Source organism: Roseovarius sp. MBR-79 (assembly GCF_053628555.1).
The window spans coordinates 13,416-33,916 of sequence record NZ_JBRJGP010000005.1 but is presented as its reverse complement, the minus strand read 5'-3'; the positions used below and the strand labels follow the sequence as shown (position 1 = coordinate 33,916).

The following is a 20,501-nucleotide window of genomic DNA, read 5'->3' as shown; positions in this document are numbered from 1 at the left end:
CTCAGGTTGCCAGATCGTCGCGCGCGGTGCCGATGGCGGCGCTGAGGCGGCGGGCATCGGCGCGCGGCAGCGCAAGGTAGCGCGCGCCGAGGCTTTGCGCCACCTCGACCGCCTCGGGGCCGGGGCGGGCGGAGGTGTCGATCACCAGCGCGGGCAGGGCGGTGGCGGCGAGGCTGCGGGCGACGCGGCGGGCATCCTCCATCGCCGTGGCGCGCCCCGCCGTGCCATCAAGCGCGAGATTGGCGCGCCCGTCGGTGAGCAGCGCCAGAAGCGGGCTCAGCCCGTGGCGGCGCGCCTGCGCGGCCATCTCTCCGGCTGCGAGAAGCCCCCCCGCCAGCGGCGTGCCGCCGCCGCCGGGCAGCGCCGCGAGCCGCCGCTTGGCCTGAACCAGCGCGCGGGTGGGCGGCAAGAGCGCCTCGGCCCCCGCCCCGCGAAAGGCGATGAGCGCGACCTGGTCGCGGCGGGCATAGGCCTCCGCCAGAAGCAGTTCGACCGCGCCCTTGGCCTCGGCCAGCCGCGCCACGGCCGCCGAGCCGGAGGCGTCCACGACAAAGATCAGGAGCCGGTCGCGGCGCGACTCAAAGCGGCGAAAGCGCAGGTCGTCGGGGCGCAGGTGAAGGTTCCTGGCCGGGTCAGGCGCATGGGCGCGGCGCAACGCCTGCCAGGGGGCGGCGGCGCGCAGCGTGGCCACCGCGTCGATGCGCGCGCGCCCGTCGGGGCGGCCTGCGCGGGCGGGCAGGGGACGGCCGCGCCGCGCGCCCTTCTGGCGGGCCCCCGCGCCGCTGCCGGGGCTGGGGGCGCGGCGGGGGCCGGTGCCGCGGTTGGGGTCAAGGAGGCCCGCGGGCAGGCGCGCGGCGATGGCCGCGACGAGGATTTCCTCGGGCAGGGCGGTGCTCTCCTCTCCGCCCGCCTCGGGTTGCTCAGGTTCGGGCGTGTCGCTCTCATCGGGCGGGGCCTCGGGCGCGGGGACCTGCGTCGCGCGAGAGGGGTAAACGAATTCCGCCGCCTCGCGGATATGGTCGTCGGTGGCGATTTTCGCGCCGTCGAGCGCGGCCAGCGCGCGCGCGGCCCGCAGCGCGAGATGCGGCGCGCGCAGGCTGTCGATGCCGAAACGCGCGGCGAGCACGGTGAGGGTGGCGATGGCCCCCTCGGGCAGGGTGATGTGCGCAAGGCGCGTGCGCGCGGCGTCGAGATCGACAGGCGCGGGCAGGGCCACCGCCTCGGCGCGGGCCTCGGTGAGGTCGATGTGAAAGGCGAGCCGGTCGGCCAGCGCGGGTGGGGCGGCCTCTTCCGGCTCGGCCCCCTCGTCGAACGCGATGAGGCAATGGCCAAGCCCCAGATCGAGGATCTGCGCGAGCCGTGCGGCAAGGCCGGGGGGCGTGCGCTCGGCCATGGGCAGGATCAGGCGCTGCGGCGTCGTGGCGAGGCCCGTCGTGCGGATCGCGCGGCCCGCACCGAGCGACGCGGTGAGGTCGAGACCGCCGAAAAGCGCCTCGTCCGGCGTGGCGGGATGCAGTCGGCGCGACGGCCCCGGCAGGCGCGCAAGCGCGGCCTCGACCGCGTCGCGGGCGGGGCCGGGGCGCGCACGCAGCACCAGACCGCCAAGCCCTGCGGGATCGACGGCCAGCGCGGCAAGCGCGCGGCCCGGATCCGCGCCGCGCGTCACCCCAGAACCTCGGCCACGGCGCGCGCGACGCGGGCCGCCGAGCCGGCCTCGTCGAGCGGGTCGCGGCGCAGGCGGTGGCTGAGCGCGAGCGGTGCCACGGCGCGCAGATGCGCAGGCCCGGTTTCGGGCGCGCCCTCAAAGGCCGCCTGCGCGCGGGCCGCGCGCAGAAGGGTCAACTCGCCGCGCAGCCCGTCGGTGCCAAGCGCCACGCTGAGCCGCGCGCAATCGGTGAGCGTGGCGTCGGGCGTGGCGGTCTGCGGCAGGCGGGCGCGGGCGGCGAGGATGGCCGCGCGCAGGCTGGCATCCTCGGCGTCCCAATGGGTCATGAAGGCATCCGTGTCGGTCTCGAAAGCGTTGCGACGGCGGATCACCTCGACCCGCTCCTCGATATCCGACGGCGAGCGCACCTCGACCGACAGGCCAAAGCGGTCCAGAAGCTGCGGCCGCAACTCGCCCTCTTCTGGATTGCCCGAGCCCACCAGCACGAAGCGCGCCGCATGGCGGATCGAGAGGCCCTCGCGCTCGACGATATTGACGCCGCTTTGCGCCACATCGAGCAGCAGATCGACGATGTGATCCTCCAGCAGGTTGACCTCGTCCACGTAGAGATAGCCACGATTGGCCCGCGCGAGCAGCCCCGGCTCGAACGCCTTTTCGCCGCGCGTCAGCGCCCGCTCGATGTCGAGCGCACCGGTGACGCGGTCCTCGGTCACGCCCAAGGGAAGGTCGATCACCGGGGTGGGGCGTTCGGCCAGCGTGGGGTCGGTGACACCCGCCCAGTCGGGGCACTCCTCGGGGCGTTCGGAATTGACCGGGCAGGCCGCGACCTGACGGATGGGCGGCAGGAGGGCGGCGAGCGCGCGCACGGCGGTGGATTTGCCCGTGCCCCGGTCGCCGAAGACAAGCACGCCGCCAAGGCCGGGGTCGATCGCGGTCAGGATCATGGCGCGTTTCATGTCGTTCTGACCGACGATGGCGGAGAAGGGAAAGGCAGGGGTCATGCAGTTTCTTTCAGATAGTCGAGTGGGTTGGTGCCGAGCCAGGTGCCGCGCGTGCCGGTGAGGGCGAAGCGGGCGTAAAGCTCTTCGGAAAACCAGTTGCCGTCGCGCACGGCGCGGATGGCGCGGGCATGTGGGCCGTCGGCGCGGGCGAATTGCGCCATGGCGGCGGTGGAGGGCCAGATGGAAAAGGTCACCTGATGCAAGAGCGGCACCTCGCCGATGCCGATCTTGAAGGTCACATTCGGGTCGGAACCGATGGCGGCGCTGATCCCCGGCACCCGGTCCCAGAAGCGCAGCGCCGCGCGCGGGCGCAACGTGGCGCGGGTGAGGGCGGCGATGGGGCCGGTCAGGGGGGCCGGCGAGGCCGTGAAAGGCTCCTGCCCGGACCAGGTGCCGCGCGCCGAGACCGGGGAGAGGAACACCGTCCAGCATTCGGCGGCGCGGGCGTGGTAGCGCGCGAAGGCGGGGCTGTCCTGCGTCTGTGTCTCGGCGGTGTCGCGTCGGTCCCATGTGGCGAGAATGGCGTAGACGCCCAGATTGGGCCGGGGCGTGAACCCCTCGCCGGTGCCCGAGCCGCACAGCTTCCAGAAGCCGATGCCGGGGGTGGCGGCAAGGCTGCGCCTCGCCAGCCCCATCATGGAAAAGGCCCAGAGCCGCGCCGCGCCGGGAGCGAATCGAAAGAAGCTGAGGCTGACGGTCTGAATGGCGCGGCTCCTCGCGTGTTGGGCCTTGGTGTAACCTGCCATGGATCACGGGGCAATGAAACGCCGGTAATGACAGATTGTCAACTTGAGTTGACAGGTGTAGGCTCGGGTCATGTTGACACGCCTTGATCCCGCCCTCACCCCCGATACGGCCCAACCGGTCGCGCCCCATGCGGCAGTCATAGGCGCGGGGCTGGGCGGTCTGGCGGCGGCGATGCGGCTGGGGGCCAAGGGTTACCGCGTGACGGTCTTTGACCGCCTGGACAGCCCCGGCGGGCGCGGATCGAGCCTGATGCGCGACGGGCACCGTTTTGACCTTGGCCCGACCATCGTCACCGTGCCGCAGGGGCTGCGCGATCTCTGGGCCGCTTGCGGGCGCGATTTCGACGCCGATGTGGACCTGCGCGCGCTGGATCCGTTCTACGAGATTCGCTGGCCCGATGGCAGCCGCTTTGCCGCGCGCCGCGACCCGGCAGGAACGCGCGCCGAGGTGGCGCGGCTCTCGCCCGGCGATCTGGCGGGCTATGACAAGTTCGTCCGCGACAGCGAGGCGCGTTACTGGTTCGGGTTCGAGGATCTGGGGCGGCGGTCGATGCACCGGCTGGTGGACCTGATCAAGGTGCTGCCGAAATTCGCCTGGCTGCGTGCCGATCGCTCGGTCGCGGCCCATGCCGCGCGGCGGGTAAAGGATGAGCGGCTGCGCATGGCGCTGTCGTTTCATCCGCTCTTTATCGGGGGCGATCCGTTTCATGTCACCTCGATGTATGCGCTGGTCAGCCACCTGGAAAAGGAATTCGGCGTGCATTACGCCATGGGGGGTGTGGCGGCGATAGCAGAGGCGATGGCGCGGGTCGTGGCCGGGCAGGGCGGGCTTGTGCGGCAAGGCGCCGAGGTCGATGAGATCGTGATGCGCGACGGCCGCGCGGTCGGGCTGCGGCTGACGGGTGGCGAGGTGGTCCATGCCGATATCGTGGTGTCCAATGCCGATGCGGGCCATACCTATGACCATCTGATGCGCAACCATCCGAGGCGGCGCTGGACGCCCGCGCGGCTGCGGCGCTCGCGCTGGTCGATGGGGCTTTTCGTGTGGTATTTCGGGACCAAGGGAACGGCGGGCATGTGGCCCGATGCGGGCCATCACACGATCCTCAACGGGCCGCGCTACAAGGGCCTAGTGCGCGACATTTTCCTCAAGGGGCGACTGGCGGAGGACATGAGCCTTTATGTGCATCGCCCCTCGGTGACCGATCCTTCGGTCGCGCCCGAGGGGGATGACACATTCTATGCGCTGAGCCCGGTGCCGCACCTTGGCCATGCTGACCTGGTCGACTGGCAGGCCATGGCCGAGCCTTACCGCGCGAAGGTGCAGGCGGTGCTGGAGGATCAGTTACTGCCGGGTCTTGGCGCGCATCTTGGCCCGTCCGAGGTGTTCACGCCCGAGACCTTCCGCGACCGCTATCTCAGCCCGCACGGGTCGGGCTTCTCGATCGAGCCGCGCATCCTGCAAAGCGCCTGGTTCCGGCCCCATAACGTGAGCGAGGAGGCGCGCGGCCTCTTTCTTGTCGGCGCGGGCACGCATCCCGGCGCGGGGCTGCCGGGGGTGATTGCAAGCGCGGAGGTGCTGGCGCAACTGGTGCCCGATCCGGTGGGGGTGCGATGATCCATCCAGACGACATGGCGCATTGCGTGGCGGCGATCAAACACGGCTCGCGCTCGTTTCATGCGGCGTCAAAGCTTTTGCCCCGGCGGCTGCGCGATCCGGCGCTGGCGCTTTATGCCTTCTGCCGGCTGGCCGACGACGCGGTGGATTTGCAGCAGGAGAAGGCGGCGGCGGTGCTGCGCCTGCATGAGCGGCTTGACCTGGCCTACCTTGGTCGGCCGCGCAATGCGCCCGCCGACCGGGCCTTTGCCGCCGTGATCGAGGAATTCGACATGCCGCGCGCCCTGCCCGAGGCGCTGCTTGAAGGGCTGGCCTGGGATGCCGAAGGGCGGCGCTACGAGGATCTGTCGGGCCTTCGGGCCTATTCGGCGCGGGTGGCGGCGGCGGTTGGCGCGATGATGTGCGTGCTCATGCGCGAACGGCGGCGCGAGGCGCTGGCGCGGGCCTGCGATCTGGGCGTGGCGATGCAACTGACCAACATTGCGCGCGATGTGGGCGAGGATGCGCGCGAGGGGCGGCTTTACCTGCCGCTCGACTGGATGAGCGAGGCGCGGCTCGATCCCGCGCGGTTCCTTCATGCGCCTGCGATGTCGCCGGAACTGGGCAGGCTGGTGGCGCGGCTCCTGCGCGAGGCGGACGGGCTATACCTGCGCGCCGAGGCGGGGATTGCCGCACTTCCCCTCGATTGCCGCCCCGGCATTTATGCCGCGCGGCTGATCTATGCCGGGATCGGCGGCGCGCTGCGGCGGGGCGGACATGATCCGATTCGGGCGCGCGCGCATACCAGCGGGCGGCAGAAACTGGGCTGGCTGATGCTGGCGGGGCTGCGGGCCGGCGGCAGTCTGGTGATGCCGCAATCGGCGCTCTATTATGCGCGGCCCTTGCCGGAAATCACCTTTCTGGTCGAGGCGGCGGCGGCGGATGCGGTGCCCTCGCGCGACTGGTCCGATACGCTCCATGCCACGCTGGCGGGGCTGAAGGCGCGCGATGCTGCGCGTCGTGACGCGTTGCTTCGCGACGCGTCACCCGCTATGGCAGCGGAATGATATATGTCCTCTTCGCCATTTTCCTGACCGCCTGCTTCGCCGCCGGATCGACCGGAGGGCTGTTTCCGCCCGGCGACTGGTATGCGCGCCTGAACAAGCCCCGCTGGACGCCGCCCGACTGGCTCTTTCCGGTGGCCTGGACCACGCTTTACGTCTGTATCGCGGCGGCCGGGGCGCGGGCGGCGGTGAGCGAGGGCAACAGCCTTGCCATGGCGCTCTGGGCCTTGCAGATCGCGTTCAACGGGTTGTGGACACCGGTGTTTTTCGGGCTGCGGCGGATGCGGCTCGGTCTCGTGGTGCTGGGGGCGCTGTGGCTCTCGGTGGCGGCGACGCTGGTGGCGCTGTGGCAGGTGGATATGTGGGCCGGGCTTTTGTTCGTGCCCTACCTCGTCTGGGTCAGCGTGGCGGGCGCGCTCAATCTCGCGGTGATCCGGCTCAACCCGCAGGACGCGGGCTGAGCCTGCGGCTTACTCGTCAAGCGCGCCGTGCACGGCCACAAGATCAAGCTCGGCGTCCTGCGGCTCGATGGCGCTGAAGCTTTCGCGCACGCCGGCATCTGTCAGCTCGCGCAGCACGGTCAGCAACGTGTTGGGCGCGTGATCCTCGCATAGCTCGGCCATCTGCGCGATCTCGTCGCGCGCAACGGGCAGGGCCGCGGCCAGATCGGGCGCACCGTAAAAATCCACGAAATGCGCGGCCAGCGCCTGCGTCAGCGCCTCTGCCTCGCCCGGCTCCACCTGCGTGACGGCGACAAAAGTGACGCGGCCGAAGGTCTCCAGCCCCAGCCATCCGTTGGCGAAGGCCTGCCGGGATTTGCCGGTCAGGTCCGCCTCGGTCCAGTTGGAGAATTCGAACCCGCCCGAGAGGCACCATTCCCCGGTGCGCGCCGGGCTGTGAAAAACGCGCATGTCGCTTTCGTCGAAGTGGATCGCACGGGCGAGTTTCATCGGCTGGTCTCCAGAACGGTGGTAAGGGGGATGAGATGGGTGGTGTCAGCATCGCGCAGAAGCATCCCGAAATCCTCGTCCACGCCGAGCCATGTGCCGGTCAGATCGCCCTGGGCGACCTGCTTGCCCATGCCCCAGGCCAGACCTTTCCACTCGGAATGGAGCGCGCGCGTGCCCTCGTCCTCCCAGCGGTTGATCCAGACAAGGCTGTGGCGCGCCCAGGCCTCCAGCAGCGCGTCCGCCCCCACCTCGGCGCACCCTTCCTCGTAAAGGGCGGTCCGTTCGGGGGTTGCGCCGGGTTGCTCGCTGAGCAGCAAAAGCGGCACCTCGAGCCCGATCACCATCCAGTCGGGGATCGCGGCGGGATCGGTCGTGTCCGCCGCCACGCGCAGGCGTCCGCACTGCGCGCCGTTGACGCGGATGCCCCCCGCCCAGTCGAGATGCACCGCCACTTCGGGCGGGGCGAGGGCCCCGAGCGCGTTCTGGAACCCCACGCCACAGGTGGGCAGCATGGCGATGGCGCGGGCAAGCGGCACCTCGGGCGCAAGGACAAGCGCGGCGGCAAGGCGGTCGGCGTTTATGTTGTGCACCACCACCCCCGCATCGCAGCCAAGTTCTGCCAAGGCGCGCGCCTCGTCGAAGGGCTCGACCGGACCGGTCAGCGCCCGCCCCGAGAGGAGCGGCGGAAAACTGGGTCCGGTCGCGGTGCCGGTCATGCCAGCCCTTTTTCGATGAGGCCGCGCGCGATGTGCCGGAACGCCTGCGCCTGCGCGCTCTCGGGCTTGCTCACCACGATGGGCGCGCCGCCGTCCGAGGCGAGGCGGATATCGAGATGCAGCGGGATTTCCGCCAAGAGCGGCACCCCCAGCTTCTCGGCCTCGGCCTTGACGCCGCCATGGCCGAAGATGTGTTCCTCATGCCCGCAATTGGAACAGATATGCGTGCTCATGTTTTCGATCAGCCCCAGCACCGGCACCTTGAGTTGCTGGAACATGTCGATCCCCTTGCGCGCATCCAGAAGGGCCACGTCCTGCGGGGTGGAGACCACGATCGCGCCATCGACATGGGCCTTTTGCGCCAATGTCATCTGCACATCGCCGGTGCCCGGCGGCAGGTCCACGATCAACACGTCAAGCGCGCCCCATTGCACCTGCATCAGCATCTGTTGCAACGCCCCCATCAGCATCGGGCCGCGCCAGACCACGGCCTGACCCTCGTTCACCATGAGGCCGATGGACATCATCGTGACGCCGTGATTGCGCAGGGGCAGGATGGTCTTGCCGTCGGGGCTGGCAGGCCGGCCCGAGACGCCCAGCATCCGGGGCTGTGACGGCCCGTAGACATCTGCATCCAGAAGCCCCACGCGGCGGCCTTCGGCGGCCAGCGCACAGGCAAGGTTCGACGAAACCGTTGACTTGCCCACGCCGCCCTTGCCGCTTGCGATGGCGATGATCCGGTCCACGCCGGGCACCTGTTGCGGCCCCTTGGGCTCGGCCTTGCGGGCGGGCTTTAGGTCGGGCGGGGCCTTGGCCGAATGCGCCGTCAGCACCGCCGAGACGGTGCTTGCCCCCGCCGCCCGTGCCGCCGCCTCGGCCGCGTCGCGCACCGGGCCATAGGTTTCGGCCTTTGCCGGGTCGATCTCGAGCACGAAGCGCACACTCTCGCCCTCGACATTGAGCGCGCGCACGATCCCCGCCGAGACGATATCGCTGCCGCTGACCGGGTCGGTGATGGATTTCAGCGCCTCGAGGACGCTTTCGCGTGTCGTGGCCACGTCAGTCCTGCCCCTTGATCGTGCCGGTCACGGTGTGTTCGATGTCGAGCCCCTCGACGGTCAGCACCACCCTGGCCTTGAATTCCTGGCCCGCGCTCGCCCCCTTGGCGCGCAACCCCTCTTCGATGGCCTGCTGCGAGGTGACGCCCACCTGCTTGAGGAACTTGCGCATCGACATGTTGAAATCGTCGCTCATCACTTTCTCCCTTTCGTGTAACCCGTGCTTGACGCAGCGGCGGGGCTGTTTCTAACCTTGGGCATGGATCGCCTTATCCCAACTCCTGCCCGGATATGCCAGTGGCTTGCGCTTGTCCTTCTGGCGCTCTGGCCGGGGGGGGCGCAGGCCGAAGACAAACGCTTTCGTCTGGCCGCCCCCGAGGCACTGCAATACAGCGGGCTTATGGGATATATCCTGCCGCGCTTCTCGCTCAAGACCGGGGTGCGCATCGAGATCGTGCCCGAGAAGGACGAGGCCGAGGCGGCGCTCGGGCCGGAACGGGGCCGCGCGGTTTTTGTCGGGAAGGGCGCGACGTGGCGGTTGCGCCTGATGGGCGATCATCCCGGCGCCGCGCGCTTTGCCGACTGGCTCGGTTCCGAGATCGGGCAGCGCACGGTCATCGGCTTTGAGGTCGCGGGCGTGGCCCCCTTCACCCTGCCCGAGACCGAAGACACCCCGGAGACCGGCCCGGTCCACGACGGCGATGCGGCCGAGGGTCAGCGCGTGGCGCAGGCGCAGTGCGGGCGCTGTCATGTCATCGCACCCGAGGGGCGCGGTGGCATCGGCTCCACCCCGTCCTTTCCGGTGCTGCGGACGCTCAGCGATTGGGAGGCGCGGTTCCAGAGCTTTTATGCCCTCAAGCCGCACCCGGCCTTTACCCAGATCACCGGCGTCACCGCCCCCTTCGCCACACATCTGCCGCCCGCCATCGTGCCCATAGAGGTCACTCCCGACGAGATCGAGGCGATCCTTGCCTATGTCGCGGGACTTGCCCCCGCCGATCTGGGCGCGCCGATTCAAGTTCAGTGATCCTTGCGCTTGCTCAGGTAATCCTCGGTCGTGCGCACGCGCGGACGCTCGCCCATGGCAAAGGGGTTGTCGGCGGCATTGAACTGCGCGTTGATGCGGCAGTTTTCGCACATCTGGATCATGCGCGCGGCCTCTGACGTGGCGAAAAGCGCGTGTTTGCCGGCGAGTTTCTCGGTGATCTTTTCAATCGTCGATTTCGACCCGAAGAGCACGCCGCATTCGACGCAGGCAAAGGGCTCTTCCTCGTTGAGCACGACCTGTGTCAGTGCGCTGTCGCCAAGGTTCATGCGCGGCACGAGCGTGATCGCCTTTTCGGGGCAGATCGTGGCGCAGATCCCGCATTGCAGGCAGGCATCCTCCTGAAAGCGCAATTGCGGCTTGTCCTCGTTATCCATCAGCGCGCCCGAGGGGCAGAGCGAGACGCAGGAGAGGCAGAGCGTGCAGGCATCGGTATTGACCAGCACCGCGCCATAGGGGGCGGTGGCGGGCAGGTCGAGCACCTCGGTCCCCGGATTGAGCGCGCGCGCGGCCAGCCGCGCGACCTGACGGCGGCTGCCCATGGGCAGCACCGGCTCGGAGAGGGGCGGCGGCGGGCTCTGGTTGTAAAGCGCATCGCAGAGCGCATCCGGGTCGTCGAGGTCCAGAAGGCGCACCGGGTGCCCGCCCGCCAGCGCCCCTGCCAGCGGAAGTTCCTGATCGGGCGCGTCGCGTTCCGTGGTGGGCGACAGGAGCACCGAGACATCCGCAAAGCCCGAGGCAAGCGCGGCGAGGATTTCCGCATGGCCGAAACCCGCCAGCGCCGACACCTCCAGCGGGATCACATCGGCGGGCAGGCCGCGCCCGTGGCGCGCCGCCAGCCGGATCATCTCGGCCCCGAAGCCTGCATCGTGCACCAGAAGGCGCGGCGCGGCCCCGCCCGCGCGGCGATAGGCCGAGGCCAGCGTCTGGATGCGGCGAAAGATCATGTCGGGCGGCGGCGCGTCATAGCTGATCGCGCCGGAGGGGCAGCGCGCGGCACAAGCGCCGCAGCCCGCGCAGATCATCGGGTCGATGCTGACATGATCGCCCGCAGGCGTGATCGCGCCCGTGGGGCAGATATCAAGGCATTTGCTGCACCCGGTCTGCCCGGCGCGGGAGTGCGCGCACAGCAGCGGCTCGAGCGCCACGTAAAGCGGTTTCTCGAAGGTGCCGACGAGGTGCGAGGCCGCAAGCACGGCATCCGCCACCGCCCCGATACTGCCCGGGTCGGCGCGCAGATAGCCCTCGCGCTTTTCGGGCGCGGGAAAGAGCGGCGTGCGGCCCGACAGATCAAGGATGATATCGCACCCCGTCTGTCCGCCGTCGCGCGGCGCCGTCCATGACAGCGCGCCGCGCCCGCCCGGATTGACCTCCTGCAGCGCGTCGATTTCCAGCGCAAAGCCGCCGAGCGCGCCCGTCGCCTGCACGATGCGGCCGCGGATCGTGTCGAAATCACGGGTGTCGGGCGGGACTGTCTCATCGGTCAGAAGGACAGTAACGCCGAGAATGGGGCTGAGTTTCTCTGCCGCCGGAAGGGCCGTGTCGGCTGTTCCGATAATGAGGCAAAGCCCCTCGGAGATCACGTCGAGGGTCTTGTCGGGGCGCGAGGCCAGCGTCGCCTCGGCCACGAGCGCGGACAGTTTGGGCAGTTTGGGGGCCGGGTCGTCCGACCATCCGGCCCGGTCGCGCAGGTCGAGAAAGGCGGGGGCATCCACCCCCAGATCGGCCGCGATTTCCTCGAATGTCCGTTGCTCCTGCGCGCAGCATATAATTGCCTCGCCCGCTTCGATCGCCTTGGCCGCAGACCCAGCCTCGGTGGTGCAGAGCGCCGAATGCATCCGCGAGCACGTCAGGCCGGTGGCTTCCGAGAGGGCCTTGGCGTCAAGGCTCTGTGAGCCGGAACAATCACATAAAATCAGCTGCTTGGGCATGGTTCCCTCGGGTTGTTTCGGTATCGGGAAGGGCGCGGCTCGGGTTGCTTGCGCCGAACCTTAGACACAATTGTCAGCGCCCGTAAACCGGATTTCGAAACGCGGTTGCGCGGGATCGGGGGCGGGGCGGCGTCCCGCAAGAGCCTGATTGATTCTGTTTGTTTTCAGGTATTTGGAGTGCTGCGGCGCAGCATCCCGAGGCGTTCGCGGTCAATTTGTCCGGAAGGGGCCGGCGCGTCGGGTGAGATGGTTCAAAATGTCCGTCAATCGGGCCGTGTCGACCATTGCACACAGAAATGACTTTGCGTGGTCAGGAATCTGAACCAATCTCTGCCCAAGGCCAGCAAGGGGAAAAAGCCAGCCGTGAAAGACATGCCGAGTGACAAGCAACCCGACAAGCAGGTTCTGCTGCCCATCGGGGTTGTCGTGCGCAAGACGCCCGGCGTGACGCGCTGGCAGGCCTGGTGCTGGCGTCCGGTTGCGGTTCTGCCCGGCGCGGGGCCGGCGGCGTGGCGCGAACTGCGCCGCGAGGGCGAGGTGGTGGAGTATCACGCCGCGACCGTCATGCTCGATCTGCATCACACCCAGACCGAGGCCTATATTGAGGGGCTGAATGCGCAGGTGCCTTCGGTCTATGTCCTCATGCGGCCCGCGCCCCGTGGCGCGGACGAAATGCCCTACGAGATCACGCTTGTGACCGCCTCGCCCTTCGAGGCGCAGGAATATTGCGACGCGAGCGAGGAAATCATGGAGAAGGTGCCCATGCCCGAGGGGTTGGCGGCGTTGATCCGCGATTTCGTCGCCGCGCATCATTCCGCAGAAGTGTTCAAGAAGCGTCAGCGCGACCGCGTGGACCTCGGCGAGTCGCAGGACGGCATTGGCGATGCGCGCATCCCGCAGGTGGCGGATGTCTACCGCGCCCCGGCGCGCGCCCGCAAGGTGCGCCTCCAATGAGCCGGCAGGGCGATTTCTGGTCGCGCCGCAAGGCGCGCGTCGAGGCGGAGACGCAGGCCGAACAGCGCGCCGCAGAGGCGGCGGAACTGGTCGCGCGCGACGCGGCGCTGGCCGAGAAAACCGACGAGGACCTGTGCGAGGAACTGGGCCTGCCCGATCCCGACACGCTCGGCCTTGGCGATGATTTCCGCGCCTTCATGGCCAAGACGGTCCCCGATCGGTTGCGCCGCCGCGCGCTGCGGCGGCTCTGGACCAGCAATCCGACGCTGGCCAATCTCGACGGGCTGGTCGATTACGCCGACGATTACACCGACAGCGCGATGGTGGTGGCGGACATGAAAACCACCTATCAGGTGGGCAAGGGGATGCTTGCCCATGTCGAGGAGATGGCGCGGCAGGCCGAGGCCGAAGTGACAGACGCCGCGCGCGAAGAGGCAGGCGAAGCGCCTGTGGAAGAGGCAGGCGAAGCGCCTGTGCCGGTGGCCATGACCGAGACCGAGACCGATCTGGAAGCCGTCGATGCGCCGCCCTCCGGGGAAACGCCCGCAGACGAGGCCCCTGACGAGGCCCCCGAAATGGCTGAGGAGCCCCCCCTGTCGGCACGCCGCCGGATGCGGTTTGCCTTTGACCACAGCGCCGGAGCCACGGCATGACCAATCAGGAGAGCCTCATGGACCAGCAGACCGCCGCGCCCGCGATTGCCGAGGAGGACCGTCTGCGCGCCGATCTCTACGATTTTCTGGCCGCCCTTCTGGCGCGGCCCGCCGATGCCGGGCTCTTGGGCAAGAGCGCCGCCCTCACCGGCGACGAGACCGATATGGGGCAGGCCATCAGCGCGCTTGCGCGCGTCGCCTCGGTGAGCACGCCGCGCGCCGTGGAGCGCGAGTTCAACGCGCTCTTCATCGGCCTCGGGCGGGGCGAGCTTTTGCCCTATGCGAGTTATTATCTGACCGGTTTTCTCAACGAAAAGCCTCTGGCGGCGCTGCGCCGAGACATGGCCGCGCGCGGGATGCGGAGGGCAGACAATGTCTATGAGCCGGAGGACAATATCGCCTCTCTGCTGGAGATGATGGCGGGCCTGATCCGGGGCCGTTTCGGCACTCCGGCCAGCCTCGACGATCAGAAAACCTTTTTCGGCAAGCATATTGCCCCATGGGCGGGGCATTTTTTCACGGATTTGGAGGCGGCTCAGTCGTCGGTTCTCTATGCCTCGGTCGGCGCGGTCGGCCGGGTATTCATGGAAATCGAGACCGAGGGCTTTCGGATGAGCGGGGCCTCCGGCCACGCAACAACCGGCGGTGCGAGGCCGCCACAACCAGAGGAGGGGAGGACCCCATGACCAGGAAACCCGAGGACGGCAGCAGCCGCCGCGATTTCCTTCGGCTCGCCGCGACCGGTGCGCCCATGGCCGCCGTGGCCGTGGCCGTCTCCGGCCAGAGTGCCGAGGCCGCCGAGCCTGACCTTGCATCCGACCGGATGCAGGACACCGCGCACACGCGCGCCTATTTCGACAGCGCCCGGTTCTGAACCCGGACGAGGTCATACCCGCTGGCGACCGGTTGCGTGATGCCCGACCGTCTGTGGTTCGTCATAATGCCCGGCCTTTGAGCGGCCAAGGGAGGAGAGAGAAACATGCTTAGGAAAAAGACCAACGGGGTTGCGCGACGCCCCCAGCGGACAAGTATCCTGTCCGACATCGGTGGCCGGTCCGTTGACCGTCGTGCGTTCCTGCGCGGCAGTGGTCTGGCGATCGGTGGCCTTGCCGCGATGGGGGCCATGGGGGGCACCGTCACCCGTGCGAACGCGCAGAGCGCGGCAAACGAGGCGGTCAAGACCGTGAAATCCGTCTGCACGCATTGCTCGGTCGGCTGCACCGTCATCGCCGAGGTGCAGAACGGCGTCTGGACGGGGCAGGAACCCGGCTGGGACAGCCCGTTCAACCTCGGCTCGCATTGCGCCAAGGGCGCCGCGGTCCGCGAGCACGCCCATGGCGAGCGCCGCCTCAAGTATCCGATGAAGAAAGAGGGCGGCGAGTGGAAGCGCATCAGCTGGGAACAGGCGATCAACGAGATCGGCGACGGCATGATGAAGATCCGCGAGGAAAGCGGCCCGGATTCCGTCTACTGGCTCGGCTCGGCCAAGCACAATAACGAACAGTCCTACCTTTTCCGAAAGTTCGCGGCCTATTGGGGCACGAACAACGTGGACCATCAGGCGCGGATCTGTCACTCCACCACCGTGGCGGGCGTGGCCAACACATGGGGCTACGGCGCCATGACCAACAGCTACAACGACATCCATAATTCCAAGGCGATCTTCATCATCGGTGGCAACCCCGCCGAGGCGCATCCCGTCAGCTTGCTGCACGTCCTGAAGGCCAAGGAAGAGAACAACGCGCCGCTCATCGTGTGCGATCCGCGCTTCACCCGCACGGCGGCCCATGCCGATGAATTTGTCCGCTTCCGTCCGGGCTCGGACGTGGCGCTGATCTGGGGCATCCTGTGGCACATCTTCGAGAACGGCTGGGAGGACAAGGAGTTCATCCGCACCCGTGTCTGGGGGATGGATCAGATCAAGGACGAAGTGAAGAAGTGGACGCCCGAAGAGGTCGAGCGCGTGACCGGTGCGCCCGGATCGCAGCTTCGCCGGGTGGCGCGGACGCTGGCCAACAACCGGCCCGGCACCCTGATCTGGTGCATGGGCGGAACCCAGCACACCAACGGCAACAACAACACCCGCGCCTATTGCATCCTGCAATTGGCCCTTGGCAACATGGGTGTGGAAGGCGGCGGCACCAACATCTTCCGCGGCCATGACAACGTGCAGGGGGCGACCGATCTTGGCGTTCTGGCCGACACGCTGCCGGGCTATTACGGTCTGTCGGCAGGGGCCTGGGCCCATTGGGCGCGCGTCTGGGAAGAGGATCTGGACTGGCTCACGGCCCGGTTCGACGACGCGGCCTATGGCGACACGAAGATGATGAACCTCACGGGTATCCCCGTGTCGCGCTGGATCGACGGCGTGCTTGAGGACAAGGAGAACATGGACCAGCCCAACAATGTGCGGGCCATGGTGCTCTGGGGTCATGCGCCCAACAGCCAGACACGCGGCAAGGAAATGAAGACCGCGATGGAAAAGCTGGACATGCTGGTCGTGGTCGATCCGTTCCCGACGGTGTCCGCCGTCATGAACGACCGCACCGATGGCGTTTATCTGCTGCCTGCGACGACGCAATTCGAGACGCGCGGTTCCGTCACCGCCTCGAACCGGTCGCTGCAATGGCGCGACAAGGTGATGGAACCCTTGTTCGAGTCCAAGGTGGATCACGAGATCATCGCGCTCTTTGCCGAGAAATTCGGCTTCCATGACCGGATGTTCCGCAACATTGCCATCGAGGAGAACGGCGAGCCGAACATCGAGGACGTGACCCGCGAGTTCAACCGCGGCATGTGGACCATCGGCTATACCGGCCAGAGCCCCGAACGGCTCAAGCTTCACATGGCCAACCAGCACACGTTCGACAAGACCACGTTGCGCGCGGTGGGTGGCCCGGCCGATGGCGACACCTACGGTCTGCCATGGCCCTGCTGGGGCACGCCGGAGATGAACCATCCCGGCACGCATGTGCTTTATGACATGTCCAAACCGGTCTCCGAGGGCGGTCTTACCTTCCGCGCCCGCTTTGGCGTGGAGCGTGACGGCGACAACCTGCTGGCCGAAGGTGTCTACTCGGCGAATTCCGATATCCAGGACGGATACCCGGAATTCACCATGCAGATGCTGATGGATCTGGGCTGGGATGCCGAGCTGACCGAGGCGGAACGCGCGGCAATAGACGCCGTGGGCGGCCCGGCAGCCAACTGGAAGACCGACCTTTCGGGCGGGATCCAGCGGGTGGCGATCAAGCACGAATGCGCCCCCTTCGGCAATGCCAAGGCGCGCACGGTGGTCTGGAACTTCCCCGACCCGGTGCCGCTGCATCGCGAACCGCTCTATACGAACCGTCGTGACCTGGTGGCGGATTACCCGACCTACGAGGACCGCAAGTTCTGGCGCCTGCCGACCATGTATGCCTCGATCCAGCAGAACGACTTCTCGAAAGAGTATCCGATCATCCTCACCTCCGGCCGTCTGGTCGAATACGAGGGCGGCGGCGACGAGACGCGGTCCAACCCGTGGCTCGCCGAGCTGCAGCAGGACATGTTCGTCGAAGTCAACCCGCGCGACGCCAACAACCTTGGTGTGCGGGATGGCGCACAGGTCTGGGTCGAGGGTGCCGAAGGTGCCAAGGTCAAGGTCATGGCGATGGTCACGGAACGGGTCGCGCCGGGTGTGGTTTTCATGCCCTTCCACTTTGGCGGCCATTTCGAGGGCAAGGACCTGCGCGACAAATATCCCGCCGGGGCCGATCCCTATGTGCTGGGCGAATCGACCAACACCGCCCAGACCTATGGCTATGACAGCGTGACCCAGATGCAGGAGACCAAGGCCACTCTCTGCAAGATCATGCCAGCGTAAGGAGAAAGAGACATGGCAAGAGCAAAGTTTCTATGCGACGCCGAACGCTGCATCGAATGCAACGCCTGCGTCACCGCCTGCAAGAACGAGCACGAGGTGCCGTGGGGGATCAACCGCCGCAAGGTGGTGACGATCAACGACGGCAAGCCGGGTGAACGCTCGATCTCGGTGGCCTGCATGCACTGCTCGGATGCGCCCTGCATGGCCGTCTGTCCGGTGGATTGCTTCTACCAGGACGAGGAAGGCGTGGTGCTCCACTCCAAGGACCTGTGCATCGGCTGCGGCTATTGCTTCTACGCGTGCCCGTTCGGCGCGCCGCAATTCCCGCAGGCGGGCAATTTCGGGTCGCGCGGCAAGATGGACAAATGCACCTTCTGCAAGGGCGGCCCCGAGGAGAATCACAGCCAGGCCGAGTTCCAGAAGTATGGGCGCAACCGGATCGCCGAGGGCAAGCTGCCCATCTGCGCCGAGATGTGCTCGACCAAGGCGCTTCTGGCCGGTGACGGCGATGTGGTCTCGGCCATCTACCGCGAGCGCGTCGTGGCCCGTGGCTTCGGCTCGGGCGCCTGGGGCTGGGGTTCTGCCTACGGACAGCAAAGCGGCGGCTGATCGCCCCCTAGCCGATGCCGGAGGTCGCCAAGACCGTCGGCATCGGCGCGATGGAAATCGGAAACTTCAAATGTTTCCGATCCGATTTCTTTTGAAGAAATCGGGTCTACCTGATCTGGATCGAGGACATCATGCGCGCAATTCTCAGCCTGGCCTTGTGTTTCCTGCTCGCGCTTCCTGCCATGGCGCAGGACCGACCGGAGGCGTCCGGGCCTGATCGCTCGGCCACCGGTGGTGCCCAGACGCTCGACGACATCCTTGCCCGTCAGCGCGGCGAAAAGATCGACGATTCGTTTCGTCGCAACGCCACCGGCGGCGACGATGCGGCCGGTATGGCCGGGCAGTTGGGCACGCTTGGCGGCGCGTCCGATGCAGAGGTCTGGCGCGCGCTGCGCTATGGGCTCGAGGATGTGAAAGTGTCGGCAGGCGGCCCGGAGGCGCGCGTGCTGATCCAGGATGGCGGCATGAAATGGCTCGAATTCCGCAAGGGGCCGCTTGCCACCTATGGCGCCTATCTGCTCGGTGGGACGCTGGCACTGCTGGCGCTTTTCTACCTCGTTCGAGGCAAGATCCGCATCGATGGCGAAAAGACCGGGCGCACCGTCACCCGCTTTCAGGCGGTGGAGCGGTTTGCCCATTGGCTGATGGCGGGCTCTTTCGTGGTGCTGGCGATCACCGGGCTTCTGGTGCTGTTCGGGCGCATGGCGATCATCCCGCTCTTGGGACACGAAGCCTTCTCGACCATCGCGGTCGGCTCCAAATGGGTCCACAACAATATATCCTGGGCCTTCATGCTCGGCCTCGTGATGGTGTTCTTCTTGTGGGTGATGCACAACATCCCCAACCGGACCGACCTCAAATGGCTGGCCGTGGGCGGAGGGATATTCACCAAGGGCGTGCATCCGCCGGCGAGGAAATTCAACGCGGGTCAAAAGATGATCTTCTGGTCGGTGATCCTTTTCGGCGCGTCGATTTCGGCCTCGGGCCTGTCGCTGCTCTTCCCGTTCGAGTTGCCGATGTTCGCCAAGACCTTCGTCATCCTCAACAACATGGGCCTGCCGCAGATCGTGGGCCTTGGACCCCTGCCAGAGATGCTTGCGCCGCATGAGGAAATGCAACTTGCGACGCTCTGGCATACGATCGTGGCCTTCATCCTTATCGCCATCATCCTCGCCCATATCTATATCGGCTCGGTCGGCATGGAGGGGGCCTATGACGCCATGGGTTCGGGCGAGGTCGAGGAACAATGGGCGCGCGAGCATCACGGGCTCTGGCTCGAGGAATTGCAGCAAAAGGGCCATGCGCCGGATCACGGCAAGGCCGCGCATCCCGCCGAGTGAAATCATGCGCGGATGGATTGCGGTGCTCTGGTGTCTGGCCGCGGTCCCGGCCGCGGCGCAGGACTTCACCACGCTCAAGGGGCATGGCGGGCCTGTGATGGGGCTGGCCATGCTGCCGGGCGGGGCGGTGATCTCGGCCAGCTTCGACAATTCCGTGGGTCTTTGGCAGGGGCGCGTGCCGCGCTGGTTCGAGGGGCACGCGGCGGCGGCGGTCGCGGTGGCACCTCTGGACGAGGGCCGGTTCGTCTCGGGCGGCGACGATTTCGACGTGCTCCTCTGGGACCGCGAAAGCGGCGCGGCAACGCGGCTCGAGGGGCATCAGGGCAAGGTGGCCTCGGTTGCCGTCTCGCCTGACGGGGCGTGGATCGCCTCGGCAAGCTGGGATGGCTCGATCGGTCTGTGGCCCGCGCAGGGCGGTGCGCCGCGCTTTCTCAAGGGCCATGACGCCCCGGTGACAGATGTGGGGTTTGCCCGCGACGGGACGCGGCTCTTTTCCACCTCCGCCGATGGCACGTTGCGGGTGTGGCCCTGGCAAGAGGACGAGGCGGTTTCCCGCGTGCTTGTCGATCAGGGCTTTGGCATCAACGAACTGGTCGTGGGGCCGGGGGATGCGTGGATCGCTTTCGGCGCGGTCGATGGCGCAACGCGGGTGGTCAACCCCGAGACCGGGGCCGAGATCGCCGATTTCACGCTCGACCGGCGGCCCGTGCTGGCGCTGGTGCATCACGAGGGGTCGGGCCAACTCGCCGCCGGGGACGGGCATGGCTATATCATGGTGATCGACACGCGCGCATGGACCATCACCCGTGATTTCAAGGCCATGGAGCGGGGGCCGGTCTGGGCGCTGGCGTTCTCGCCCGACGGGGCGATGCTCTATGCCGGCGGGCTGCCGGAGGTGGTCTATGGCTGGCCCGTGGCGCTGCTCGACGGTTTCGACCCGGCGGGCGAGGCCGAGCACAGCTTCCTGCGTCCGCCCGAGGAGATGGAGAATGGCGAGCGGCAATTCATGCGCAAATGCTCGATCTGCCACGCGCTCACGCCGCCGCCCTCGCGCAAGGCGGGGCCGAGCCTTCACGGCCTTTTCGGGCGCGCGGCGGGGACGGTGCCGGATTATCCCTACTCGCCCATCCTTGCCAATTCCGATATTGTCTGGAACGATCAGAGCATCGACGCGCTCTTCGATCTGGGTCCGGACCACTACATCCCCGGCTCCAAGATGCCGATGCAACGCATTACCGGGGCGCAGGACCGTGAGGACCTCATCGCCTATCTGCGCCGCGCCACCCGATGAAACAGGAGAGACACG

At 67.7% G+C, this 20,501-nt stretch carries 20 protein-coding genes; 12 read left to right on the top strand and 8 right to left on the bottom strand.

Annotated elements, in window-relative coordinates:
* Window position 1: 1 nt before the first annotated feature.
* The 3 genes from ACSSV8_RS06400 to crtA are packed head-to-tail and all read right to left on the bottom strand — an operon-like array spanning window position 2 to window position 3,413.
* Entirely contained in the window at window positions 2–1,666 is a 1,665-nt protein-coding gene (locus ACSSV8_RS06400) for a magnesium chelatase subunit D (RefSeq protein WP_454281892.1), read from the bottom strand.
* A complete protein-coding gene (bchI, locus tag ACSSV8_RS06395) occupies window positions 1,663–2,667 on the bottom strand; it encodes a magnesium chelatase ATPase subunit I (RefSeq protein WP_454281891.1) in 1,005 nt (334 codons plus the stop codon). The genes ACSSV8_RS06400 and bchI overlap by 4 nt, the downstream gene beginning before the upstream one ends.
* On the bottom strand, window positions 2,664–3,413 hold the full coding sequence (crtA, locus tag ACSSV8_RS06390; protein WP_454281890.1) for a spheroidene monooxygenase: 750 nt from the start codon (window positions 3,411–3,413) through the stop codon (window positions 2,664–2,666). Before crtA ends, bchI begins: the two co-directional genes overlap by 4 nt.
* Before the next feature lie 70 nt (window positions 3,414–3,483).
* On the opposite strand from crtA, the gene ACSSV8_RS06385 reads away from it, so the two are divergent.
* Genes ACSSV8_RS06385 through tspO form a run of 3 tightly spaced genes read left to right on the top strand, consistent with a single transcriptional unit; the run spans window position 3,484 to window position 6,535 of the window.
* Window positions 3,484–5,031, top strand: a complete 1,548-nt coding sequence (locus ACSSV8_RS06385) for a phytoene desaturase (protein ID WP_454281889.1) — start codon at window positions 3,484–3,486, stop codon at window positions 5,029–5,031.
* Window positions 5,028–6,077, top strand: a complete 1,050-nt coding sequence (crtB, locus tag ACSSV8_RS06380) for a 15-cis-phytoene synthase (protein ID WP_454281888.1) — start codon at window positions 5,028–5,030, stop codon at window positions 6,075–6,077. The genes ACSSV8_RS06385 and crtB overlap by 4 nt, the downstream gene beginning before the upstream one ends.
* On the top strand, window positions 6,074–6,535 hold the full coding sequence (tspO, locus tag ACSSV8_RS06375) for a tryptophan-rich sensory protein TspO (protein WP_454281887.1): 462 nt from the start codon (window positions 6,074–6,076) through the stop codon (window positions 6,533–6,535). The genes crtB and tspO overlap by 4 nt, the downstream gene beginning before the upstream one ends.
* 9 nt (window positions 6,536–6,544) lie before the next feature.
* Here the strand turns inward: tspO and ACSSV8_RS06370 are convergent, their stop codons facing one another.
* Genes ACSSV8_RS06370 through ACSSV8_RS06355 form a run of 4 tightly spaced genes read right to left on the bottom strand, consistent with a single transcriptional unit; the run spans window position 6,545 to window position 8,994 of the window.
* A complete protein-coding gene (locus ACSSV8_RS06370) occupies window positions 6,545–7,024 on the bottom strand; it encodes a DUF6505 family protein (protein WP_454281886.1) in 480 nt (159 codons plus the stop codon).
* On the bottom strand, window positions 7,021–7,740 hold the full coding sequence (locus ACSSV8_RS06365; RefSeq protein ID WP_454281885.1) for a DUF4444 domain-containing protein: 720 nt from the start codon (window positions 7,738–7,740) through the stop codon (window positions 7,021–7,023). Before ACSSV8_RS06365 ends, ACSSV8_RS06370 begins: the two co-directional genes overlap by 4 nt.
* On the bottom strand, window positions 7,737–8,798 hold the full coding sequence (gene apbC / locus ACSSV8_RS06360) for an iron-sulfur cluster carrier protein ApbC (protein WP_454281884.1): 1,062 nt from the start codon (window positions 8,796–8,798) through the stop codon (window positions 7,737–7,739). Before apbC ends, ACSSV8_RS06365 begins: the two co-directional genes overlap by 4 nt.
* A gap of 1 nt (window position 8,799) precedes the next feature.
* Window positions 8,800–8,994 carry a DUF6494 family protein gene (locus ACSSV8_RS06355; protein WP_354538381.1) on the bottom strand — a complete coding sequence of 65 codons (195 nt, stop codon included), beginning with the start codon at window positions 8,992–8,994 and terminating at the stop codon, window positions 8,800–8,802.
* A 63-nt stretch (window positions 8,995–9,057) separates the two neighbouring features.
* On the opposite strand from ACSSV8_RS06355, the gene ACSSV8_RS06350 reads away from it, so the two are divergent.
* A complete protein-coding gene (locus ACSSV8_RS06350; RefSeq protein WP_454281883.1) occupies window positions 9,058–9,825 on the top strand; it encodes a c-type cytochrome in 768 nt (255 codons plus the stop codon).
* On the opposite strand, the gene ACSSV8_RS06345 is transcribed toward ACSSV8_RS06350, so the two are convergent.
* Window positions 9,819–11,774 (bottom strand): 4Fe-4S binding protein, encoded by a 1,956-nt coding sequence (locus ACSSV8_RS06345; RefSeq protein ID WP_454281882.1) that lies wholly within the window; start codon window positions 11,772–11,774, stop codon window positions 9,819–9,821. The genes ACSSV8_RS06350 and ACSSV8_RS06345 overlap by 7 nt on opposite strands.
* 372 nt (window positions 11,775–12,146) lie before the next feature.
* Between ACSSV8_RS06345 and ACSSV8_RS06340 the strand changes: the two genes are divergently transcribed.
* The 8 genes from ACSSV8_RS06340 to ACSSV8_RS06305 all read left to right on the top strand — a co-directional run bounded on the left by ACSSV8_RS06340 (window position 12,147) and on the right by ACSSV8_RS06305 (window position 20,486).
* Window positions 12,147–12,728, top strand: a complete 582-nt coding sequence (locus tag ACSSV8_RS06340; protein ID WP_454282003.1) for a DUF3305 domain-containing protein — start codon at window positions 12,147–12,149, stop codon at window positions 12,726–12,728.
* Window positions 12,725–13,381 carry a DUF3306 domain-containing protein gene (locus ACSSV8_RS06335; protein ID WP_454281881.1) on the top strand — a complete coding sequence of 219 codons (657 nt, stop codon included), beginning with the start codon at window positions 12,725–12,727 and terminating at the stop codon, window positions 13,379–13,381. Before ACSSV8_RS06340 ends, ACSSV8_RS06335 begins: the two co-directional genes overlap by 4 nt.
* Window positions 13,378–14,067 carry a TorD/DmsD family molecular chaperone gene (locus tag ACSSV8_RS06330; protein ID WP_454281880.1) on the top strand — a complete coding sequence of 230 codons (690 nt, stop codon included), beginning with the start codon at window positions 13,378–13,380 and terminating at the stop codon, window positions 14,065–14,067. The genes ACSSV8_RS06335 and ACSSV8_RS06330 overlap by 4 nt, the downstream gene beginning before the upstream one ends.
* Window positions 14,064–14,255, top strand: coding sequence for a twin-arginine translocation signal domain-containing protein (locus ACSSV8_RS06325; protein ID WP_354538375.1), 192 nt, complete (start codon window positions 14,064–14,066; stop codon window positions 14,253–14,255). The genes ACSSV8_RS06330 and ACSSV8_RS06325 overlap by 4 nt, the downstream gene beginning before the upstream one ends.
* 105 nt (window positions 14,256–14,360) lie before the next feature.
* On the top strand, window positions 14,361–17,246 hold the full coding sequence (locus tag ACSSV8_RS06320) for a formate dehydrogenase subunit alpha (RefSeq protein ID WP_454281879.1): 2,886 nt from the start codon (window positions 14,361–14,363) through the stop codon (window positions 17,244–17,246).
* Between the two features lie 12 nt (window positions 17,247–17,258).
* On the top strand, window positions 17,259–17,855 hold the full coding sequence (fdh3B, locus tag ACSSV8_RS06315) for a formate dehydrogenase FDH3 subunit beta (RefSeq protein ID WP_210878764.1): 597 nt from the start codon (window positions 17,259–17,261) through the stop codon (window positions 17,853–17,855).
* Between the two features lie 131 nt (window positions 17,856–17,986).
* Window positions 17,987–19,195 (top strand): formate dehydrogenase subunit gamma, encoded by a 1,209-nt coding sequence (locus ACSSV8_RS06310; RefSeq protein WP_354538373.1) that lies wholly within the window; start codon window positions 17,987–17,989, stop codon window positions 19,193–19,195.
* A gap of 4 nt (window positions 19,196–19,199) precedes the next feature.
* Complete coding sequence (locus tag ACSSV8_RS06305; RefSeq protein WP_454281878.1) at window positions 19,200–20,486, top strand: c-type cytochrome; 1,287 nt, start codon at window positions 19,200–19,202, stop codon at window positions 20,484–20,486.
* The last annotated feature ends 15 nt before the right edge of the window (window positions 20,487–20,501 follow it).